Raw genomic sequence first — 17,584 nt, 5'->3', positions numbered from 1 at the left:
ACCCCCTACTCTTCTATTTGCGGAACAGATAGGAGAGGGATGAAAGGAATGCTGGCAATGGCTCAACAATACTATATCAAATACTTGCGGGACGTAAAAGATCAATCGATCTCCCAGATAGCAGAACAAACTGGTGTTAACTGGAGAACAGCAAAGAAATATGCAGATTGTTCGGACTGGAACAAAGAAGAGTGTCCTCTTCGAGGAAAATTCCCTATTATGGAAGCTTATCGTGAGCAAGTGGATACTTGGCTTATGGAAGATCAAACCCGCCCCAAAAAGCAGAGGCACACGGCAAAACGTATCTATGATCGCCTTGTTTCCGAATTTGGCTTTGCAGGATCAGATCGTACCGTACGGTACTATGTTGCCAAGCGGAAGTTAGAACTGCAAATCGAAAAATCGGAACCTTATATTCGTTTAAAACATCCAGGTGGAGAAGCTCAGGCGGACTTTGGAACATTTCAAGCAATTATTGGCGGTGAACTGGTAGAGCGGAAAATGTTGATCCTCTCCTACCCTTACAGCAACGCGGCATTTGTTTTTGTTACTCCGAAGGAGAACACCGAGTGTTTCTTGGAAGGGTTACGGCGGTTATTTGAGATGAGCGGCGGAGTGCCTAATCGAATCTGGTTTGACAATCTTTCAGCGGCAGTTGTATCTGTAGGAACCGATGGAAAGAGAAAGCTTACAGACGAATTTCAACGATTTGCTCTTCACTATCGCTTCCAGCCTGTATTTTGTAATCCAGCTCAGGGAAACGAAAAAGGACATGTTGAGAATAAAGTTGGTTATGCACGAAGAAATTGGTGTGTTCCATTACCTGTAGCCAATGATTTGGAACAACTACAGTATGTTATCAATCAGCAAGCCTTTGAGGATTTGAAAAGACTCCATTATGCGAAGGGAGTCTTACAGCAAGAGCTTTGGGAGCGAGAGAAAATCAAGCTTTTGGAACTTCCTCTCGTACCTTACGAGGCTTTCCGTTTAGAATCCGTAAAAGCCAATGGATACGGTGAAGTTCTCGTTGATCAAAAAACGTTAAAGGTTCCATCTATCCGTTCTCACGAACGAGTATGGCTGAAGTATTGGTGGAACAAAGTAGACGTACTAAATGACAGCTATGAAGTCCTCATTTCACTACCAAGGGGATATATAGACGAGCCGATCCCAATTGATCTGCAAACGCTGTTGGAGCCACTTTATAATAGGCCGAAGGCTCTCGATTACAGTTCTGTCCTTGCTTTGCTTCCCAGCCAAACAAAAGCTTTTCTTCAATCTGTGGAAGGAAAAAGTCGCAAAGCAAGAATCGGCTGGATCATTCGAATGCTAAGAACATACCAAATTGAGGAGATCGAAAGATGCCTTACGCAAGAAAAGCAGGATGATGTGAGTCGATTGGAGCATGTTCTGTACCGTTTACGTCATCCAGAGATAATCCCAACACCTATGAAAGACAATCGAACACCGTCTGTTTTCGTTGGGTATCAGCCAGATCTTTCGAGATATGATCAACTTCAACGGACGGAGGTACGAAAATGAGAGAAGAATTACGTCAACTATGCAAGCAGATGAGATTAGCACATGTCATGAATATCTATGATCAAGTACCGTTTGAACACCCAACTCAGTTTCTTCATGCGGTTCTATCAGCGGAACGAAGTTCCCGTGAGCAGGGAAAAATCCGACGATTGTTACAGAAAGCAAGATTTACGCAAATAAAGACTTTTGAAGGGTACTCTTTCGAGTCGGTTTCGCTACCTGAGAGTGTAACGATTGAGGAATTGAAGAGAGGCTCGTTTGTAGAACGAAAGGAAAATGTTATTTTGCTGGGTGCCGTAGGCACAGGAAAGACGCATCTGGCCACGGCAATTGGTGTAGAGGCGTGTAAACAGGGGAAAAATGTGAGGTTTTATCGGGTTGCAGAGTTGGTTTCCATTTTGCAAACCAAGTTTCATGCTGGCAATCTACCGAGATTTCAGAAGGAATTAATGGATGCTGATTTACTAATCTTAGATGAGTTAGGATTTGTTCCGTTTCACAAGGATGGTGCTGACCTACTTTTCCATCTAATCTCAGAATGTTATGAGCGAATCAGTGTCATTGTTACCTCGAATTTGGAATTCAGCCAATGGAATACGGTTTTCGGAGATAACCGTTTAACCGCTGCCTTGATTGACCGTCTTGTGCATCATGCTCACATCGTAGCTTTCACAGGAGAGAGTTATCGCCTTCGGCATGCTCTTTCCCACCGTTAATAATAAAAATTTAGCCTGGCAAGGCTATGCACAAAATGGCTGCCGAACTCTGCACTTTTTACTTGCCAAATACAGAGATGACCTGTTTTCCCCAGTTCAATACATTTGTTATAGTCCTCAATGTTATGAGCATGAAGCGCCATTCGATAATAAAATGTAATCTTTTCGTCATGGGATAGGAAGTCAACATAGTGTAAAATTTCCTCCCCATTGCAAAAGGTTTCCTTTAGTTTTTTGAGATCATTTCGTTCAATTAGATATCTCTTAAATAAAGCTTTTGCAATGTATTTCGGCTCTCCGCACTGTCGTGCATAATTTGCGATGACCTTAAAGAGAGCTAAGCGTATTTCGTTATTTATTGCTATTACAGCAGTCGAATCAGAAAAGTTATACAGTCGCTCTAATGCCTTCTCTATCTTTTCATTCGGCGATTGGAGAATTTTCAATGATACTCTTTCCACTAATGAAGAATATTCACACTGAATGACCTCTTGAAGAATTTCAAATAACGTCTCAATCCTAGTCTCATCCTCAAGGTATCCTTCAATAATTTCTTCATACGAGTACGGAAATAGAGCGGCTATCGACTTCACTGTTTTAAATTCAGGGCGTTTTGTCTCTCCGCTCTCAATCTTTTGTAGTACGCCCCTACTTACACCAGTTCTATCTTCTAACTCAGCAAAAGACAAGCCATTATTTCTTCGGCTCTCAGACAACATGTCCCCAATTGTTTTCTTTTGCACTATATCCCTCCACAACACAAACTTCCTTTTTTTTACAATGCAATCGAGTAGGATTATAGCAAGTTGATGTTTGCTAATTCAACAAAAACAAACAGACATATTTCGACTGAAATTTGCGAAAATCATCGAATAATGTCAAATGTATCAAGGATAATTTTTCCATAGTTTTTTTGATATAGGTGCTATAGTGAAAAAAGAGGGGGTGAGACTATGGGGGACTGATAACGATGGTTGAATGGCAAGAAGTAAGCAACGAAGACCTTACACAAATCATCAAGAATCTACAATATCAGCTTAAAGAAGTCTTCAAACAACAGGGCAAACTGACAAACTCCGATGTGTTGAAGATAAGTCAAGAACTGGATGAGTACATCTTAGAGTACCAACGAAGAAATCTTACTAATCAGAAAGGAGCCAAATTGTAAAAGTGAATGGACTTGTTTTGAGAAAGCGGATCAACAAGAAAGGACGTTCCTCCTATGCTTCCCAGCAACAGGAACGCCCTTAATAGGAGCTGCTTGAAACTCCTCTTTTTAACTCTATCACGAGATGTTCAGATTCGGAAGAAGGAGATTCTTACGAAATAGACCTAAAAAACATAGCGGAGCATTTGCTCGAAGAACTCGGATAATTAATTTTAGAGAACAATTTTTAAAGAGGAGTAAGGATGCCTATGAAGAAATTCAAAAGAGTATTTGTGCCTTTTGTCGTGTTCTCATTGTTAGTTGCTCCTATGTCAGTCTTGACGCCAGCATCTGCTGAAAGTATACAGGAAATTGCCGAGACAGAAGAAGTTGTTGATTTCGAAAACCTTCCCATACAACTGGCGGAGGGAGTAACACTAGAGGAATTGGCAGAGGCCATCAATGAACCACGCATCCTTGAAAGCAAAAACGTAACGATTATAGAGAGCAGCACAGCGGATGAAGTCATCGGGGAGCGTCAAATGGTGTTCAGCCCCAATGCAGCAGCAGTTGAAAAAGAAGACGATTCTAAATTTGACTTCGGTGTCTTTACTTACGACGAAGCTGCCGAAGCCGATGAGGCTAACGAGGTTGATGAATCTGACATGAATCAGGTTAGAGCCTCTAAACCGATGAGTGGGTATCCTAGACCTGTTGGAGTGTTCTTTGACCACTTCATGACAGCCGACTGGGCAGGCGGTGATATATATTCGAATGTTAAAGTATCCGCCGTGATCGGTAGCGTGTCCTCTGTATCGGCTACTCACTCTATCACTCGCTCAGTAACCAAGGACGGGAAATATCGAGTAGAAAGAATGAATAAGCCATATTGGAGACTCCCTTACGTCAATCTAACACAGGATAGGGTGCGTGCGAATGCAGAGACTTACTGGTGGTCAGGTGAATTTACCGGCACTGTTTCATTCCAGAGTGGTAATTCCGCACCTATCGACACATTGAAGGAAGTAAAAAGTATCCTGACTAACAATAAAGGCGAAATTTACCCTGATTACGTCGATCCGCAGTCAAACATCAAGTTAATTAAACCGGACGCTGACATGGTGCCTCAGAAGAGAGAGCGAGATTCGGGGTATAGAAAGGACTTCGAGAGACGTTACGTTGGTTACTTCGGTCAGCCTCAATATTTCGCTTGGGATGATGTTGAAATCCATCATATGATTCCGCTAGAATATTATGGGGAAAACGATTTCGACAACCTGATCCCTCTACTCAAAAAGGATAGAAAAAACGATTACATTCTGCCACATAGGGAACTAACTGAATGGTGGGAGAGTTACCGAAAGAATTGAGAAAAATGGACTACCGTTTGTGGGACGGTAGTCCGTATTTTCATTAGAAAAGGTGTGAATACTCCGTGAGCAATTCTTTTAACCGTATTTTAGACAAGATCAAGGGAAGAAGAGAGCAACTGAACGGTGATTTGCATATTATCGGTGAAGAATTTGAGTTTGTTTTTCAAATGTCTACTGACTCTGCCGCTGAGTTAGAGAAGCTAAAGTCATTTGAGCTACCCGAGGATTATGTGAGCTACTTCTCACAGTACAACAGAGCCGTATTATTTCGCGATTTAGAATTTGGCAGCAGTCTCTTCACGATATTAGACCCTCACAATGTTATTGAATACTGGAAGGGATACAGCATCGATCACCCTTACTATCCTATCGCATGGAGCAGTCACTCTTTAGGCTGTATATGCGTAGATCAAGACCGACTAGACAGCGGAAACGGCTACCTCACATGGATTGAATCGATGGACCCCGACAACCCGATTGACATTGATCTGACATTTACAGAATGGTTGGATAAGCTCATCGAGCATGAGGGGAAGGAATTCTGGATTCCGTTCCATGAGGAGGAAGAGTAGGAAAAAAGGACGCCTTTTATAGTGCTTAGGATGAATCGGACGACTAATGCATGACTGCCAAAAAGCTGGGACTAGCTCTTAGCTTTTTATGTAAATTGGGGGTAATCCCAGCGCCGCTTTTGGCCCTTGTACGGAAATATTTAAAACTTCTTAATAGCAATAGTTTATACTTTCTCTCCTATGCACAGTCGTATTTGTCCCCTCTGTCTCTTTTGCAAAGGAATCTCATGCTCAATCCGCCGCAAAGTATCCCGTTAACGCATACACCAAAAACGCAGAAACCATAGTAGATACTACGTGGAATAGCCCTGACATTCTAGAAGATTCAGGTAAGCTGGGAGTATCGTGCTAGTTTTCCGGTTGAACAAGATGGAACAATTAAAGTAGATCATAGGGTAGTGAATTAGTCGAGTTAAAGACTAAGAAGAGAAGTCTTATAAGGCATTTTTTGTTTTTGGTATAATTTAGGTGAGTAAAAGAGGGTGGTAAAGGAATATGAGCGAAACCGTCTTTAGTTTCATAGAGCTGCTTGAAATTGCTGGAGGCATATTCTTTTTCAGTTTGTTTAGGTATGGATTAAGTAAGCATAATGCCACTTGGAAGTTTATTATTCTTGAATACTTTGTTATTGTTATGAGCATTTGGATTATAAAATCGTTGGTGAATCTTATTTTTGGTTAGGGGAACATGTCTGGTGATAAACGAGATACATACAAGACATTCCGAATAGATGCACCTATTCAGTTACTTGGTAGCAGCCATGACCCACTCTCTACTTTCAACGGATAGTGTTTCATTTGTAGTAGGTAGCACATTAGCACAAAAAAAGGGTTCTCCGCCCCACTTTTTCAGTCCGCCAATCCATCTCCGCTTATTTTTGGCGACATGCTTGGGATACCCAAGAGTGGACTCAATATCTCCTTCGGGCATTTCGGATCGTTTCTGCAAACAATTCCTTTAACGCTGATTTCACGGCGTCTACCGACTTCATATTCTTCTCTTTGATCCACTGCTTGATCTGCTATTTTGACATCACAAAAATCTCCCAACCTTTTTAAAACTAATTGTAGTTTAGAGGAAAAGCAGAGTATCCTCGCAAGCTTGCGAACAACTGGGTGAGCGATAATAACTTTAGAAATAATTTTATAGATAACTACGAAAAAAACTATGGTGTCGCTCAACACTTTGGCTTGGGATGAAGTTTCAATCCATCATATGATCCCGCTAGAATACTATGGATCGAATGATATGAGTAAGTTGATTCCTCTTCTCAGATATCCGAACAGCAACTCTAACATCCTGTACCATGATGATGTCACTGACTGGTGGAGAAGTTATCGCAGAAATTAACGTAAAATTGGGCTGTCATTCAATTGACAGTCCCTATTCTCATTGAAGGATGTGATCCTGTGAGTAATCCTTTTGAAGCCCTCATTAGTAAGATCAGGGGAAGTAAGACAAGTGTAGACGGGAACGTTCATATCAAAAACGAAAAATATCAATTTACATTCTACTTCTCGAACGAGTCTATCACAGATACAAAGGAGAAATTAAAATCGTTTGAGTTACCAGAGGATTACGTCTGTTTTTTAAGCCGCTACAAAAGTGCAACACTATTCAAGAGCGCCAAGCATAACTCTGGGGGTTATGATGTGCTAAGTACCGAACTCGTCATTGGGTACTGGAAAGGCTACAGCATCGACCATCCTTACTATCCTATCGTTTGGAGTGATATCTCAAATAGCTGTATATGTGTGGATCAAGACAGAATACATAGTGGCAAAGGTTACCTCACATGGGTTGGATCGATACTACCAGACGATACTATCGACATAGACCTGACGTTCACAGAGTTGCTGGAACAACTTATTGAGCATGACGGAATTGAGTTTTGGGATCGACCCATTGAGGAGGAAGAGTAAGAAAAAAGGGGGCTGTCTAAAAAGTCCCTAAAAAAGTAAAGAAGGTGGGGAAAACCGTTTCGTTTTCCTCATGTAAACGCTCATCAAAAAGTTGACCATTTTTGGGGCAAACGCTCATATCCGAGTTGATCACCTGCGTTAACCCCCCCTTGCTACGTAAGTCCTTGACTCTCCTCGGCTCAGTAAAAAAATAGCTAATAGGTGTGAAAATGATGATGTGTGTTCAGCCTGTCAGGTGGGTAACTTTTTGTTGAGCAATGTGGTCAACAATTTAGCGAGCGTTCACAGAGACTGCTGCAAAAATCGTGGTTTTCGAAAAACCAATGATTTTAGGGGGACAAATATATGTCTCCCTAAACGTGAAACGAGCCTTAGAAGCGAATCTAGGCTCGTTTTTCACTGACTGTTTAGGTGTTCTAAAAAAAGTGGACTTTTGCAGGACATTTTAGCATCCCATTGATAGTTAAAAAAGGAAGTATTGAAAAATAACAAACGCATTCACGCCTATATGCGTAAACAAAGCTGTTTGGAATTTTCCTGTCATGCCTTTTTCTTGTCTATAGTCTAAAAATAGAGAGATAGCGGAAAAAGATAGTAGAAGCGCTATCAATGCTACCTCGATTGTATTCACAAATGTGTTATTCCTTATTGCAACCATCAACGCAACTCCTAAGATGCCATGAATAATGAAACGGATAAGTAAGAACATTGTTTTCCTCCCCTTCACTAAATCAATAAATAATCGGATGGCAATATCTTACACACCCATCCGATTATTTTCGATTTTAAAACATTATGCTGGATATATTTTTATAGTATGAAAATTTGATGGGTTAGTTCCATGAAATGCATCAAGGTATATTCCATTACCTTCATTGGTTCTGTTAATCTTTGCCAATGTAAGAACCCCAAAACCGACAATAATACCAGCAGCCCATCCAGGTACACCAAGATAGGTTAAAACACCAGCAGTTATCGTTCCACTAGCCCCAACTTCCATCGCACGACGTCTAATATCTTCACATAGTTCGTCAGAGAAGTAGATCCGGTAACCCCACCAAAACAATTCATAATCCCAATATTCACTAGTGTCAATTGCAGCTAAAGATTGTTTTTTTACATCTTCACTTAAAACTAAGGTATTACCTTTTATCTTTAAGTCTTTTCCGTGTTGATCAACGGCAAAATTTGCTTGTTTGATAAGAGCTTCTGCCTTTCCTAATTCCTCCCTATTCAAATTTTCCTTTGCCTTAGCTGATAGTGAAAATTTCTTCGTTTTGGAGTCGATTTTTACATATTTATCGACCTTTTTGATAAAGGCTTCTTCAACTTCTTGGAAAGACACATTTGCATTTTGCTCAGCTGCAAAACCCGCCACCGGCACTGAAGTCATGATTAATAGCGCACTCATTGAAACATAAATCGATTTAGTTACCTTTCTCATTATACGTCACTCCTTGATAATTTTGGAATTATTTCCTGAAATTAAATTACCACTAATTCCATTATTTAACAAATAACTTTGCATAAATGGTAGTAAACGGAACCTCAATTGAGAATAAGCTGATTGAATTGAAAAATTGCTTAGATTAAAGCACCCAGTGATGGTCAGAAATCATCTCAATGCGTCGCGCGCTGGCTGTCGAGGCTACGAATTTATTAATCAGTGCCAATCTATGAGAAAATCCGCGATCCCGAGGGGAGGGATTTTCTTCATTTCAAATACCTATCCATGTAATCCGAAGTATAAATAAACTGAGTTCCCCCTGCGATCATGTACCGTTTCAGCTTCTCGCGAAACAAGCCAACTCAACAACAAACGCTTGGGTACTCCCTAATGACCGATTCCGTTTCGCCCTTCCATGAAATATCGGATTCCGGAAGTCGAGATTATCCGCAATCTGTATCAAGGTTCCATACATGCCCCGGGAATGAGTCGATGCCACTCGCGGCAGCTCCACGTGCGTTTCCCTCCTGATCTCAATTCAAAATCGGTCGAAAATTAAACATCATTCAGTACACTGCACACTGAGAGACCACTACGCTGTCACGAGAGGATATGTAGCGTTGCATAACGCCATTAACAATGGATGTGACGTCACCGCGCTTTATCGTCCCATCAAGAGCTGCTCTGACAAGTTTCTGATCGTCTAAGTTTACTATCCGTCCTGCCCCTATCTCTTCGGCCTGTAGACGTCCACGGCTGACTGAAACTACTTGAGAGTAGCACGCCAAAACTTAATACTGCCAGCAGCTAAGAGACATATCCTAAACCATTCTTGTTCGAAATCCTCTTCCTTTCGAATAATAGGTCTCCAGAGACGCATACCAATTTGCGGAAATATATACAGTCCCCTCAGTTCCCAGTGATCTCGGTCATATGGGGATATTTTATGGATCTCTTCGACCAATTTTTCTACCTTGATATTAAAAACATCCAACCCTTTAAATGAGCACGTATAACAATTTTCTGTATCAGAGGTAACTTCTATAAAATTTGCTTTTCCCATTGGCATTGTACTCTATGTGAAAGTAGAGGGCAGATTCAATCTGTTTAGAGTAAGATTGAATGAATGCTTCCACATCTTCCTTACAACTATACAACTAGAGAAGTCCCTCTGAAACGCTGATGTATCATGAGTTTCGATATTAAAAATGGGGTGTCTCTCAGTCGGAAAAATCGACTTTTGAAACAGCCCCTTCTTTATTTCCACTTACCAAGTCCAAAACTCTTTTCCATGTGCAATTATTAATGGATTGTCAATAGTAAATCAGACAACTATTTTAAGGGCTTCTTGGCGATACTGAACAGGCGTCATATAGCCTAATGTCCCATGAATACGATGCTTGTTAAATCAGTTCACGTAATCGTATAATTCCAGCTCCAGATGACGAAGACTCTGGAAGTTCATCTGGTTCACAAACTCTGTTTTCATGACCTTGTAGGTGGCTTCAGCCACAGCGTTGTCGTACGGACAGCCTTTCATACTTAGTGATCGGCCGATTTCAAACGTCTCCAAGAGCTCATCCATCTTTTGATTTTTGAACTCGCTGCCACGGTCGGTATGAAACCACTCAATCTGGCGTAAATTGCCTTGTACCGTCGCAAAAGCGCGGGAAATCAGTGCAGCGTCCTTGTTTCGACCCGCACTATGCCCAATGATCTCTCGATTGAACAAATCAACCAGCACACAAATGTAATGCCATCGGTTCTGGACCTTTACATACGTCAGATCGCTAGAGCGTCTTCGTTCGGTTGTTCTTTCGCTTCATAGTAAAACGTACTTCTTGCGATTTGTAGGACGTCGCACATTGCTGATACCGAGTATTTATCAAGGTTGTTCTGGATGATAGCTACTTTCGTCCCATGATCAGCGCGGCTTGCTTTAAAATATCGTTCTCCATTTTCAAACGCTGGTTCTCTTTTCGCAAAGCGATCAGCTCATTTTCTTCTGAAGAGCGATTGTTCTTCTCCTTGAAGGAGCCTGTTGTTTGAGCCTGCTTGATCCAGCGGTCTAAAGCGGAGGCTGTGAGGTCATATTCCGCCACAATCGCTGCTCTGGATTTCCCTTTTCATAGAGTCCTACCATTTGCTTTTTGAATTCTGAAGTAAAGGTACGTCGTTGTTGTTTTGGCCACTGTAATAATCTGCAGAACTATGCTTAATTAGGCTAGTCCTTGCTCATGTTTAACACCAATACCCATTAACTACCTCTGTGCCAATCAAATCAACAAGCTGTCCTAATGAAAATGCTCTCTATTTATATGGTTCTTGGGCAACTGTACTAACCCTAACCAACAAAGCCACCGACTCCACATGCCCCGTATGAGGAAACATATCCACCGGCTGCACTTCCTTCACTGTGTAACTGTCAGAAAGCACCTTCAAATCCCTCGCCAACGTAGAAGGATTACAAGACACATAAACCACCCTCTCCGGCTGCATCTCCAAAATCGTCGTCAACAACGCCTCATCACAGCCTTTACGCGGCGGGTCAACCACTATCACATCTGCCCGTATGCCCTTCTCCTTCCAAGCAGGAATGACAACCTCCGCAGGCCCTGCCTCAAACGTCGCATTCTCCACGCCATTCAACTGCGCATTCCGATTCGCATCCGCAATTGCTTCCGGCACAATCTCCACACCGTACACATGCTTGGACTTCTGCGCCAAAAACAGCGAAATCGTCCCGATACCGCAATACGCATCAATGACCGTCTCCGTACCAGTCGCACCCGCGTACTCCAACGTCTTATTGTACAGCACCTCTGTCTGAGCAGGATTGACCTGATAAAACGAACGCGCCGAAATAGCAAACTTAATCGGACCGATATAATCGTAAATCACATCGCTGCCCCAGAGCGTCACGGTCTTTTTGCCAAAAATAACATTGGTCTTGTCCGGGTTGATGTTCTGCACGATACTCGTCACGCCAGCGACCTGAGCACGAATCGCTTCCACCAGCTGATCTCGTTGCGGAATCTGCTCTTCCGTCGTTACGAGCACGACCATGACTTCCCCCGTCTTGACGCCCACCTTTACAACCACATGACGCAGCAAGCCTGAATGGCGCACCTCGTCATAGGCCGTGATATTCAGCTTGGTCGCCGCCTGCTTCACGACTGCCACCGCTTCATCATTCACCTGATGTTGAATGAGGCATTCGTTCATGTCGATGATCGAGTGGGATTTCTCCGCGTAAAAACCGCCGACCAACGCCCCGTTTTCCTCGCCGATCGGTACCTGTGCTTTGTTGCGGTAGCGCCATGGATCGCTCATGCCGAGTGTCGGGTGAACGGTAATCGCGCCATCCCCTTCGACTTGGAAACCGCCAATGCGCCGCAGGTTGTCCCGCACGATTTGCTGCTTGTGTCGTAGCTGCTCCTCATATGCGAGATGCTGCAACGAACAGCCTCCGCAACGGTCGTACAGCGGACAGGGCGGCTGGAAGCGATGGGTACTTGCTTCTACTACTTCCGTCATCTTGGCAAAGCCGAAGTTTTTCTTCACATGATCGACACGCGCATGAACCCGCTCTCCTGCAAGTGCGCCATCCACGAACAGCGTATATCCTTCAATCCGGCCGACTCCTGCTCCTTCGTGGTTCAGTCCGGTTATCTCCACTTCCACGGTTTGTCCGACACGTACAGGGACGTCCAGCTCCACTTTGGCTGTCGGGTGCGGACCGCGCCGCTTCTTTGTTGTCTTCGCCACTATCTATTGCTCCTTTTATCTTGCTCTGTAGGTTTTCGTTTTCGCTCCAGGAAACATGCAGGGATGCACAGCGAAAAGCGGCATCCCCACGGCTATTGCTATTCATTTTACTATCTTCTTACGGGACGAACAACTCGATATGCCCCGGCAATGCTTCCACCACGCAAGGCAGCTGTCCGCCCAGCTCACCGTCCAGATTGAGCTGAACCTTCTCTCCGCCCGGCGAAGTGGCTTTGATGTAATCTGCCTGGAAATACAGGATGTTCGGGTCCTTTAAGTGCTCGCCGCGAACTGCCTGTGTCGCCAAGCGAATAAACTCCGCAATATTCATCTTTTTCACGACGATGACATCCAGCTTACCATCTGACAAGTCCGCATCTGGGGCGAGCCTGTCGAAGCCGCCTACAGATCGGCTATTGGCGATGAGAAACACCATGATTTCTTCATCCAACAGCACCTCTTTGCGGCTCTCCAGACGAACACGGATCGGGTGCAGCGAAGGCAGCTTCTCCAAACCTTTGACGTAATACGCCATTTGGCCGATTAGCGTTTTCAGCTTGCTTGGGACCTCGTAGGTCAAATTCGTCAGAGAGCCGCCACCTGCGATATTCATAAAATAGCGGTTATTGATGCGTCCCAGGTCAATGCGTTTCTTCTTGCCCTTGGTGATAATCTCCGTTGCTCGTGTGATCGATTTCGGTATACCGACCGCCCGGGCAAAATCATTGCTTGTTCCGCAGGGGATTATTCCAAGAGATGGGCGTGCTTTGTGCTCTGCCATCCCATTGACTACTTCATATATGGTTCCATCTCCACCAGCGGCCAAAATGACGTCAAAACCGCGAGCTACTGCACGAGCAGCTTCTTCTGTCGCATCATCTTCCCCTCTGGTCGCATGGCATGAAGTTTCATATCCGGCCGACTCCATTAAATCGAGGATTTCCGGCAATCGCCGACGCACGATCTCCCGGCCGGAGCTTGGATTGTAGATTAATCTGGCTCGTTTCAAGGCAGATACCTTCTTCCTTCCCTCGCTCACGGGGGTACTCTCTTCCATCATATCCTGTATAGCCATTTTTGGGAATCGCTATGCTCCATATAGCGTGATAAGATAGAAAAAGATGGAAATCAAGGGATAGGGGAGACGCTTGTGAAGAAGATCATCGTGGGAGTAGATGTGGGTGGCACTGCAATCAAGATGGCTTTGATTACGCCAGACGGCGAACTGGTTACAAAAATGCAAGAACCGACGCCAGTTGCGGACGGCGAGGATGGCATTTTGCAAAAAATCGTAGACATGTCTCATGATCTTCTTACGCAGCATGACTATTCTCTTTCACAAGTCTGCGGAATCGGTGTAGGCGTACCCGGACCCGTCGATGGCGGGAAGGGAATCGTCTTCCAAGCGGTGAATCTTCACTGGCGCCAACCCGTTTTATTAAAGGAAAAATTGGAAGCCCTTACAGGTCTGCCAGTCGCAGTCGACAACGATGCCAATGTCGCAGCCCTCGGGGAAATGTGGCAAGGTGCAGGCCAAGGTGCACAAGACCTCGTTCTCATTACACTCGGCACAGGTGTAGGTGGAGGCGTCATTTTGAATGGAAAGGTCATCCATGGCATCAACGGTGTTGGCGGCGAAATCGGTCACATCACGATGACCCCGGATAGCGGCGCCCCTTGCAATTGCGGCAAAACAGGTTGTCTCGAAACATATACGTCGGCGACTGCCATCATTCGTGAAGGGCGATTTGTCGCTACCAATGGATCAAGCCCGGTGCTTGCCGCTGTATTAGCCGCCAAAGGAAACATTGCCGCCAAGGATGTCCTCGAGGCAGCCGTAGCAGGAGACACAGCAGCTCTCGCGATTATCGATCAAGTGGCACTCTATCTCGGTCTCGCTCTCTCTCATTTGGCGAATGTGCTCAATCCTGCTAAGTTTATGATCGGTGGAGGCGTGGCTGCAGCAGGTGACTTCCTCTTTTCCCGAATCCGCGAATCATTCAAACGCTTCGTTCCATTCAGCTATGTCGTCGAGTCCACAGAGATCGTTCCGGCCAAACTCGGCAATGATGCGGGGGTGTACGGTGCGGGCTGGTTAATCCGCTCACAGATGCACGAATCCTGATCGGGTCACATAAAATGAATGGACGCTCCTGCACGTGAAGCCTCACAGCAAGAGCGTCTTTTTGGTATAGCTTTATGAAGAAGCCTGCTTGGGTGCCAGCTCTGGCTCCCCGCCTTTCCCCGAAACAATCAGCGCAGCACCGCCGAGCACTGCACATCCCCCCAACAACTGAAGCAAGCTAAAAGCTTCGCCAAACAACAACGCCGAAAACCCAAACGTGACAACAGGCTCCAGCGTGCTTAGCACCGACGCTTTGGTTGACCCAATTAGTTGTAAGCCGCGGAAAAAAAAACTGATGGCGACCACCGTAGAAAAAACGACGATCCCCAAAATCGCCCACCACCCTTGTACCGCAAAAGACAGATCGACCCCTCCGTCTTTTAGCGCAATGAAAAAGGTAGAAATGGTAGCAAACAGGGCGATGTACGCAGATGTTACATAAGACGAAACACCTTTTACCACACGATTCCCCACCACAATATATACGGAATAAAACAGCGCCGCAGCAAGAGCCAACAATACGCCAACCGGCTGAATCCCGCCAAATGACAAGCCGAGCACCAGTCCAAGACCGACGAGTGTAATCAGCATGGCGATGACAGTCTTTTTCGTCAACCGCTCTTTCTCGACGAAGTAGCTCAATATGGCAACAAACACCGGAAATGTATACAGCAGCAAGGCCGCCATGGAGGTCGGGATGTACTGTACCGCCGAGAAAAAGCTAAGGGATTGCAGCGTGTACAAAATCCCGCCGAGACAAAACATCGCGAGCACCTGTCTTTTATCCAAGCGAAGTGACTCCTTGCGCCAGAGCAACAAACCAAAAAACAGGGCAGTCGCCAATAAAAATCGCAAAAACAAGAGCGTCGAAACCGACACACCCGCTTCATAGGCGTACACAGCAAAAATAGACATGACGCCAAAACCAGCAGCCGATCCGAAAATATATAACACACCGACATACAGCGGATTCACAACATTTCACCAGCTTTCTCGAAATGACAGCGACAAAAGAAGCAACAGGGCAGGTTCATTTCCGTGTTCAGTGCTTTAACCCCGCTCCTTCTCTGCGGAATATGCGCGACGCGAGAAAAATAGTGAAAACCACATAGACAAGCAGGGAGCCAATCCCCAGAAGCACATGCATCGGGTCGACCTTGCCGTAAAACACTTCCTTGGACAATGCGATGCCGTTGAACACAGGCATCACGTAATAATGTGCAGGGATGTCGACCGGACTGACTGGCATCAGCATGTACGAGGGGACCATCGCCAAAAATAGGACAGCACTCATGTACGTCTGTCCTTCTTTAAAAGACTTGGCAATCGTACTCAAAACAAGCTCCAACCCTGCAAAAAGCGCCGCCAACAACAAAATAGTCACGATAAGCACCAACAAAGTGACAGGCGAGAAGAACGCGAGTGTAAAATGATCTCCTTCCGTCGCCATCGGTCCCAGACGCATGGCCAAGGTGACAGAAATTAGCGATGCTACTGCCCCCATGGTACTCATCGTCATGACAGCCAACAGCTTTGCCGTGAGGATGTGCTGGGCTGCAATCGGCGCCGTCAACAGCGATTCGAGCGTTCCCCGTTCTTTTTCACCGGCGACGAGATCATTCGCTGCGGCCATTCCTGCGGATGCGAGTGAGACTACCAACATCAACGGAATGATGCCAGCCAGCATCCCTCCAGACTTCCTTTCCTCAGAGGCTGCATTTTGAAAGGTGGAGACAATCGGCTGAATCGTCTGCTCAGACAAGCCCGCTTGGTTCAGCCTTTTCGCTACGACTTCCTTGCTGTAAGCCTCTACTGTCTGCTCGAGCAACGTACGGGCATAGACAGACTTTTGATTAGTCGAGTCATAGGCAACCGATAACTGCGCTGTTTTTCCCGCCGCGATCTCTTCATCGAAACCAGCCGGGATTGTCAAAATAGCGCGCAGCTGACCTGCTTGCAGTGCTTGCTCCGGATTGGACGGCTCCAGAATTTGAACAGCGGGATTTTTTTGCAAAACAGCAATCAACGAAGATGATCCTTGCACAGCTAGCGGGATGTACTCCCTCGCTTCTTTTTCCACATTGCTATACGACGTCCCCAGTAAAAAGAAGACGAACGGAATGACGAGCAGTGGCACCAGTAGTGTCCCCATCCACGCCTTGCGATCGCGAAACAAGTCCATCAGCTCTTTTTTGAATACGGTCCAAACGACATGTGAGCCCATCAGCCCTCGCTCCCTTCCACGACAGCCATGAAAATGTCGTCCAGATCCTTTGTCCCAAACTCCTCGCGTAAAGCATCCAATCCCCCGGCGAACCGCAGCTTGCCCTTGTGCATGAGCGCAACTCTTTTGCACAGCTTGTTAATCTCGCCCATGTTGTGACTGGAAAATAGAATCGTCTTCCCCTCTTCTTGCAGCTTTCCGACCATTCTTCGAAAGATTGTGGCAGCCGTTACATCCAGTCCTGTCGTCGGTTCATCCAGCAAAATGACATCCGGATCGTGTACGAGCGTCCGGGCAATCGCTACCTTTTGCCTCATTCCCCGGGAAAAGGCACCCACTCGCCTGTCTAAAAAAGCGTCCATCTCAAGCATCCGGCTCAGACGGAGGGTCCGCTCCTCAAGCCTCGCTTGCTCCAAACCGTAAAGACGACCGAAATACGCGATATTTTCCCGCGCTGTCAAACGGCTGTAAAGACCCACATCTCCCCCGAACAAAATACCGATTCTGCGGCGCACTTCAAGCGGTTGCTGCCGAACGGAAAACCCACTAATCTCGATATCTCCCTCAGTCGGGCTCAAAACCGTCGCCATCATGCGCATCGTCGTTGTCTTACCCGCACCGTTTTCGCCGAGAAGTCCATAAACCTCGCCTGCCTCGACCCGAAACGATACATGCTGGACCGCTGCGATTTCCTTGAATCGCTTGCTAACATCCTTGACCTCAATCAACAGCAGCCCCTCCTCTCCCG

At 45.4% G+C, this 17,584-nt stretch carries 15 protein-coding genes and 2 pseudogenes; 7 read left to right on the top strand and 10 right to left on the bottom strand.

Annotated elements, in window-relative coordinates:
- The first annotated feature begins 39 nt into the window (after window positions 1–39).
- Together istA and istB are read left to right on the top strand one after the other, a co-directional pair.
- Entirely contained in the window at window positions 40–1,542 is a 1,503-nt protein-coding gene (gene istA / locus ACUUHJ_RS04255) for an IS21 family transposase (protein WP_472298126.1), read from the top strand.
- Window positions 1,539–2,258 (top strand): IS21-like element helper ATPase IstB, encoded by a 720-nt coding sequence (istB, locus tag ACUUHJ_RS04250; protein WP_092272886.1) that lies wholly within the window; start codon window positions 1,539–1,541, stop codon window positions 2,256–2,258. Before istA ends, istB begins: the two co-directional genes overlap by 4 nt.
- Here the strand turns inward: istB and ACUUHJ_RS04245 are convergent.
- Window positions 2,255–3,001: a helix-turn-helix domain-containing protein gene (locus ACUUHJ_RS04245; protein ID WP_472298325.1), complete on the bottom strand. Its 747-nt coding sequence runs from the start codon at window positions 2,999–3,001 to the stop codon at window positions 2,255–2,257. The genes istB and ACUUHJ_RS04245 overlap by 4 nt on opposite strands.
- A gap of 227 nt (window positions 3,002–3,228) precedes the next feature.
- Here ACUUHJ_RS04245 and ACUUHJ_RS04240 point away from each other — a divergent pair, with 227 nt between their 5' ends.
- The 3 genes from ACUUHJ_RS04240 (at window position 3,229) to ACUUHJ_RS04230 (ending at window position 5,350) form a co-directional block, all read left to right on the top strand.
- Window positions 3,229–3,426: an aspartyl-phosphate phosphatase Spo0E family protein gene (locus tag ACUUHJ_RS04240; protein WP_012684464.1), complete on the top strand. Its 198-nt coding sequence runs from the start codon at window positions 3,229–3,231 to the stop codon at window positions 3,424–3,426.
- Window positions 3,427–3,674: 248 nt separating this feature from the next.
- A complete protein-coding gene (locus tag ACUUHJ_RS04235) occupies window positions 3,675–4,775 on the top strand; it encodes an HNH endonuclease (protein ID WP_472298324.1) in 1,101 nt (366 codons plus the stop codon).
- A 65-nt stretch (window positions 4,776–4,840) separates the two neighbouring features.
- Window positions 4,841–5,350, top strand: coding sequence for an SMI1/KNR4 family protein (locus tag ACUUHJ_RS04230; protein ID WP_012684462.1), 510 nt, complete (start codon window positions 4,841–4,843; stop codon window positions 5,348–5,350).
- Window positions 5,351–6,217: 867 nt separating this feature from the next.
- Here the strand turns inward: ACUUHJ_RS04230 and ACUUHJ_RS04225 are convergent.
- Window positions 6,218–6,341: pseudogene (locus ACUUHJ_RS04225) on the bottom strand (IS256 family transposase); the annotation flags it as partial.
- A gap of 418 nt (window positions 6,342–6,759) precedes the next feature.
- Here ACUUHJ_RS04225 and ACUUHJ_RS04220 point away from each other — a divergent pair.
- The gene (locus ACUUHJ_RS04220) at window positions 6,760–7,272 is read left to right on the top strand and encodes an SMI1/KNR4 family protein (protein ID WP_472298323.1); all 513 of its coding nucleotides are present in this window, start codon (window positions 6,760–6,762) and stop codon (window positions 7,270–7,272) included.
- A gap of 463 nt (window positions 7,273–7,735) precedes the next feature.
- Here the strand turns inward: ACUUHJ_RS04220 and ACUUHJ_RS04215 are convergent, their stop codons facing one another.
- From ACUUHJ_RS04215 to ACUUHJ_RS04195, 5 genes and pseudogenes are all read right to left on the bottom strand, one after another.
- Window positions 7,736–7,981 carry a hypothetical protein gene (locus ACUUHJ_RS04215; protein ID WP_472298322.1) on the bottom strand — a complete coding sequence of 82 codons (246 nt, stop codon included), beginning with the start codon at window positions 7,979–7,981 and terminating at the stop codon, window positions 7,736–7,738.
- 84 nt (window positions 7,982–8,065) lie between these two features.
- Window positions 8,066–8,716, bottom strand: a complete 651-nt coding sequence (locus ACUUHJ_RS04210) for a hypothetical protein (RefSeq protein ID WP_472298321.1) — start codon at window positions 8,714–8,716, stop codon at window positions 8,066–8,068.
- A 1,327-nt stretch (window positions 8,717–10,043) separates the two neighbouring features.
- Window positions 10,044–10,862 (bottom strand): annotated as a pseudogene (locus ACUUHJ_RS04205) (IS3 family transposase).
- Window positions 10,863–11,029: 167 nt separating this feature from the next.
- Window positions 11,030–12,487 carry a 23S rRNA (uracil(1939)-C(5))-methyltransferase RlmD gene (gene rlmD / locus ACUUHJ_RS04200; protein ID WP_472298320.1) on the bottom strand — a complete coding sequence of 486 codons (1,458 nt, stop codon included), beginning with the start codon at window positions 12,485–12,487 and terminating at the stop codon, window positions 11,030–11,032.
- A 118-nt stretch (window positions 12,488–12,605) separates the two neighbouring features.
- The gene (locus tag ACUUHJ_RS04195; protein WP_173605884.1) at window positions 12,606–13,496 is read right to left on the bottom strand and encodes a diacylglycerol kinase; all 891 of its coding nucleotides are present in this window, start codon (window positions 13,494–13,496) and stop codon (window positions 12,606–12,608) included.
- Window positions 13,497–13,637: 141 nt separating this feature from the next.
- Here ACUUHJ_RS04195 and ACUUHJ_RS04190 point away from each other — a divergent pair, with 141 nt between their 5' ends.
- Window positions 13,638–14,612, top strand: a complete 975-nt coding sequence (locus tag ACUUHJ_RS04190) for an ROK family glucokinase (protein ID WP_472298319.1) — start codon at window positions 13,638–13,640, stop codon at window positions 14,610–14,612.
- A 72-nt stretch (window positions 14,613–14,684) separates the two neighbouring features.
- Here the strand turns inward: ACUUHJ_RS04190 and ACUUHJ_RS04185 are convergent, their stop codons facing one another.
- The 3 genes from ACUUHJ_RS04185 to ACUUHJ_RS04175 all read right to left on the bottom strand — a co-directional run bounded on the left by ACUUHJ_RS04185 (window position 14,685) and on the right by ACUUHJ_RS04175 (window position 17,564).
- Window positions 14,685–15,587: a DMT family transporter gene (locus tag ACUUHJ_RS04185; RefSeq protein WP_472298318.1), complete on the bottom strand. Its 903-nt coding sequence runs from the start codon at window positions 15,585–15,587 to the stop codon at window positions 14,685–14,687.
- A 67-nt stretch (window positions 15,588–15,654) separates the two neighbouring features.
- Complete coding sequence (locus ACUUHJ_RS04180; protein WP_472298317.1) at window positions 15,655–16,836, bottom strand: ABC transporter permease; 1,182 nt, start codon at window positions 16,834–16,836, stop codon at window positions 15,655–15,657.
- Window positions 16,836–17,564 (bottom strand): ABC transporter ATP-binding protein, encoded by a 729-nt coding sequence (locus ACUUHJ_RS04175; RefSeq protein WP_472298316.1) that lies wholly within the window; start codon window positions 17,562–17,564, stop codon window positions 16,836–16,838. Before ACUUHJ_RS04175 ends, ACUUHJ_RS04180 begins: the two co-directional genes overlap by 1 nt.
- Between the last annotated feature and the right edge of the window lie 20 nt (window positions 17,565–17,584).

The sequence above is a fragment of the Brevibacillus schisleri genome, from assembly GCF_055685845.1.
The sequence above is the reverse complement of the archived record's forward strand: the minus strand, read 5'-3'. Positions and strand labels throughout refer to the sequence as shown.

Bases quoted from the DNA above. Each gene is read 5' to 3' on its own strand.
- istB (WP_092272886.1), top strand. From the start codon at position 1,539: ATGAGAGAAGAATTACGTCAACTATGCAAGCAGATGAGATTAGCACAT.
- ACUUHJ_RS04215 (WP_472298322.1), bottom strand. From the start codon at position 7,981: ATGTTCTTACTTATCCGTTTCATTATTCATGGCATCTTAGGAGTTGCG.
- ACUUHJ_RS04235 (WP_472298324.1), top strand. From the start codon at position 3,675: ATGAAGAAATTCAAAAGAGTATTTGTGCCTTTTGTCGTGTTCTCATTG.
- istA (WP_472298126.1), top strand. From the start codon at position 40: ATGAAAGGAATGCTGGCAATGGCTCAACAATACTATATCAAATACTTG.
- ACUUHJ_RS04180 (WP_472298317.1), bottom strand. From the start codon at position 16,836: ATGGGCTCACATGTCGTTTGGACCGTATTCAAAAAAGAGCTGATGGAC.
- ACUUHJ_RS04210 (WP_472298321.1), bottom strand. From the start codon at position 8,716: ATGAGAAAGGTAACTAAATCGATTTATGTTTCAATGAGTGCGCTATTA.
- ACUUHJ_RS04240 (WP_012684464.1), top strand. From the start codon at position 3,229: ATGGTTGAATGGCAAGAAGTAAGCAACGAAGACCTTACACAAATCATC.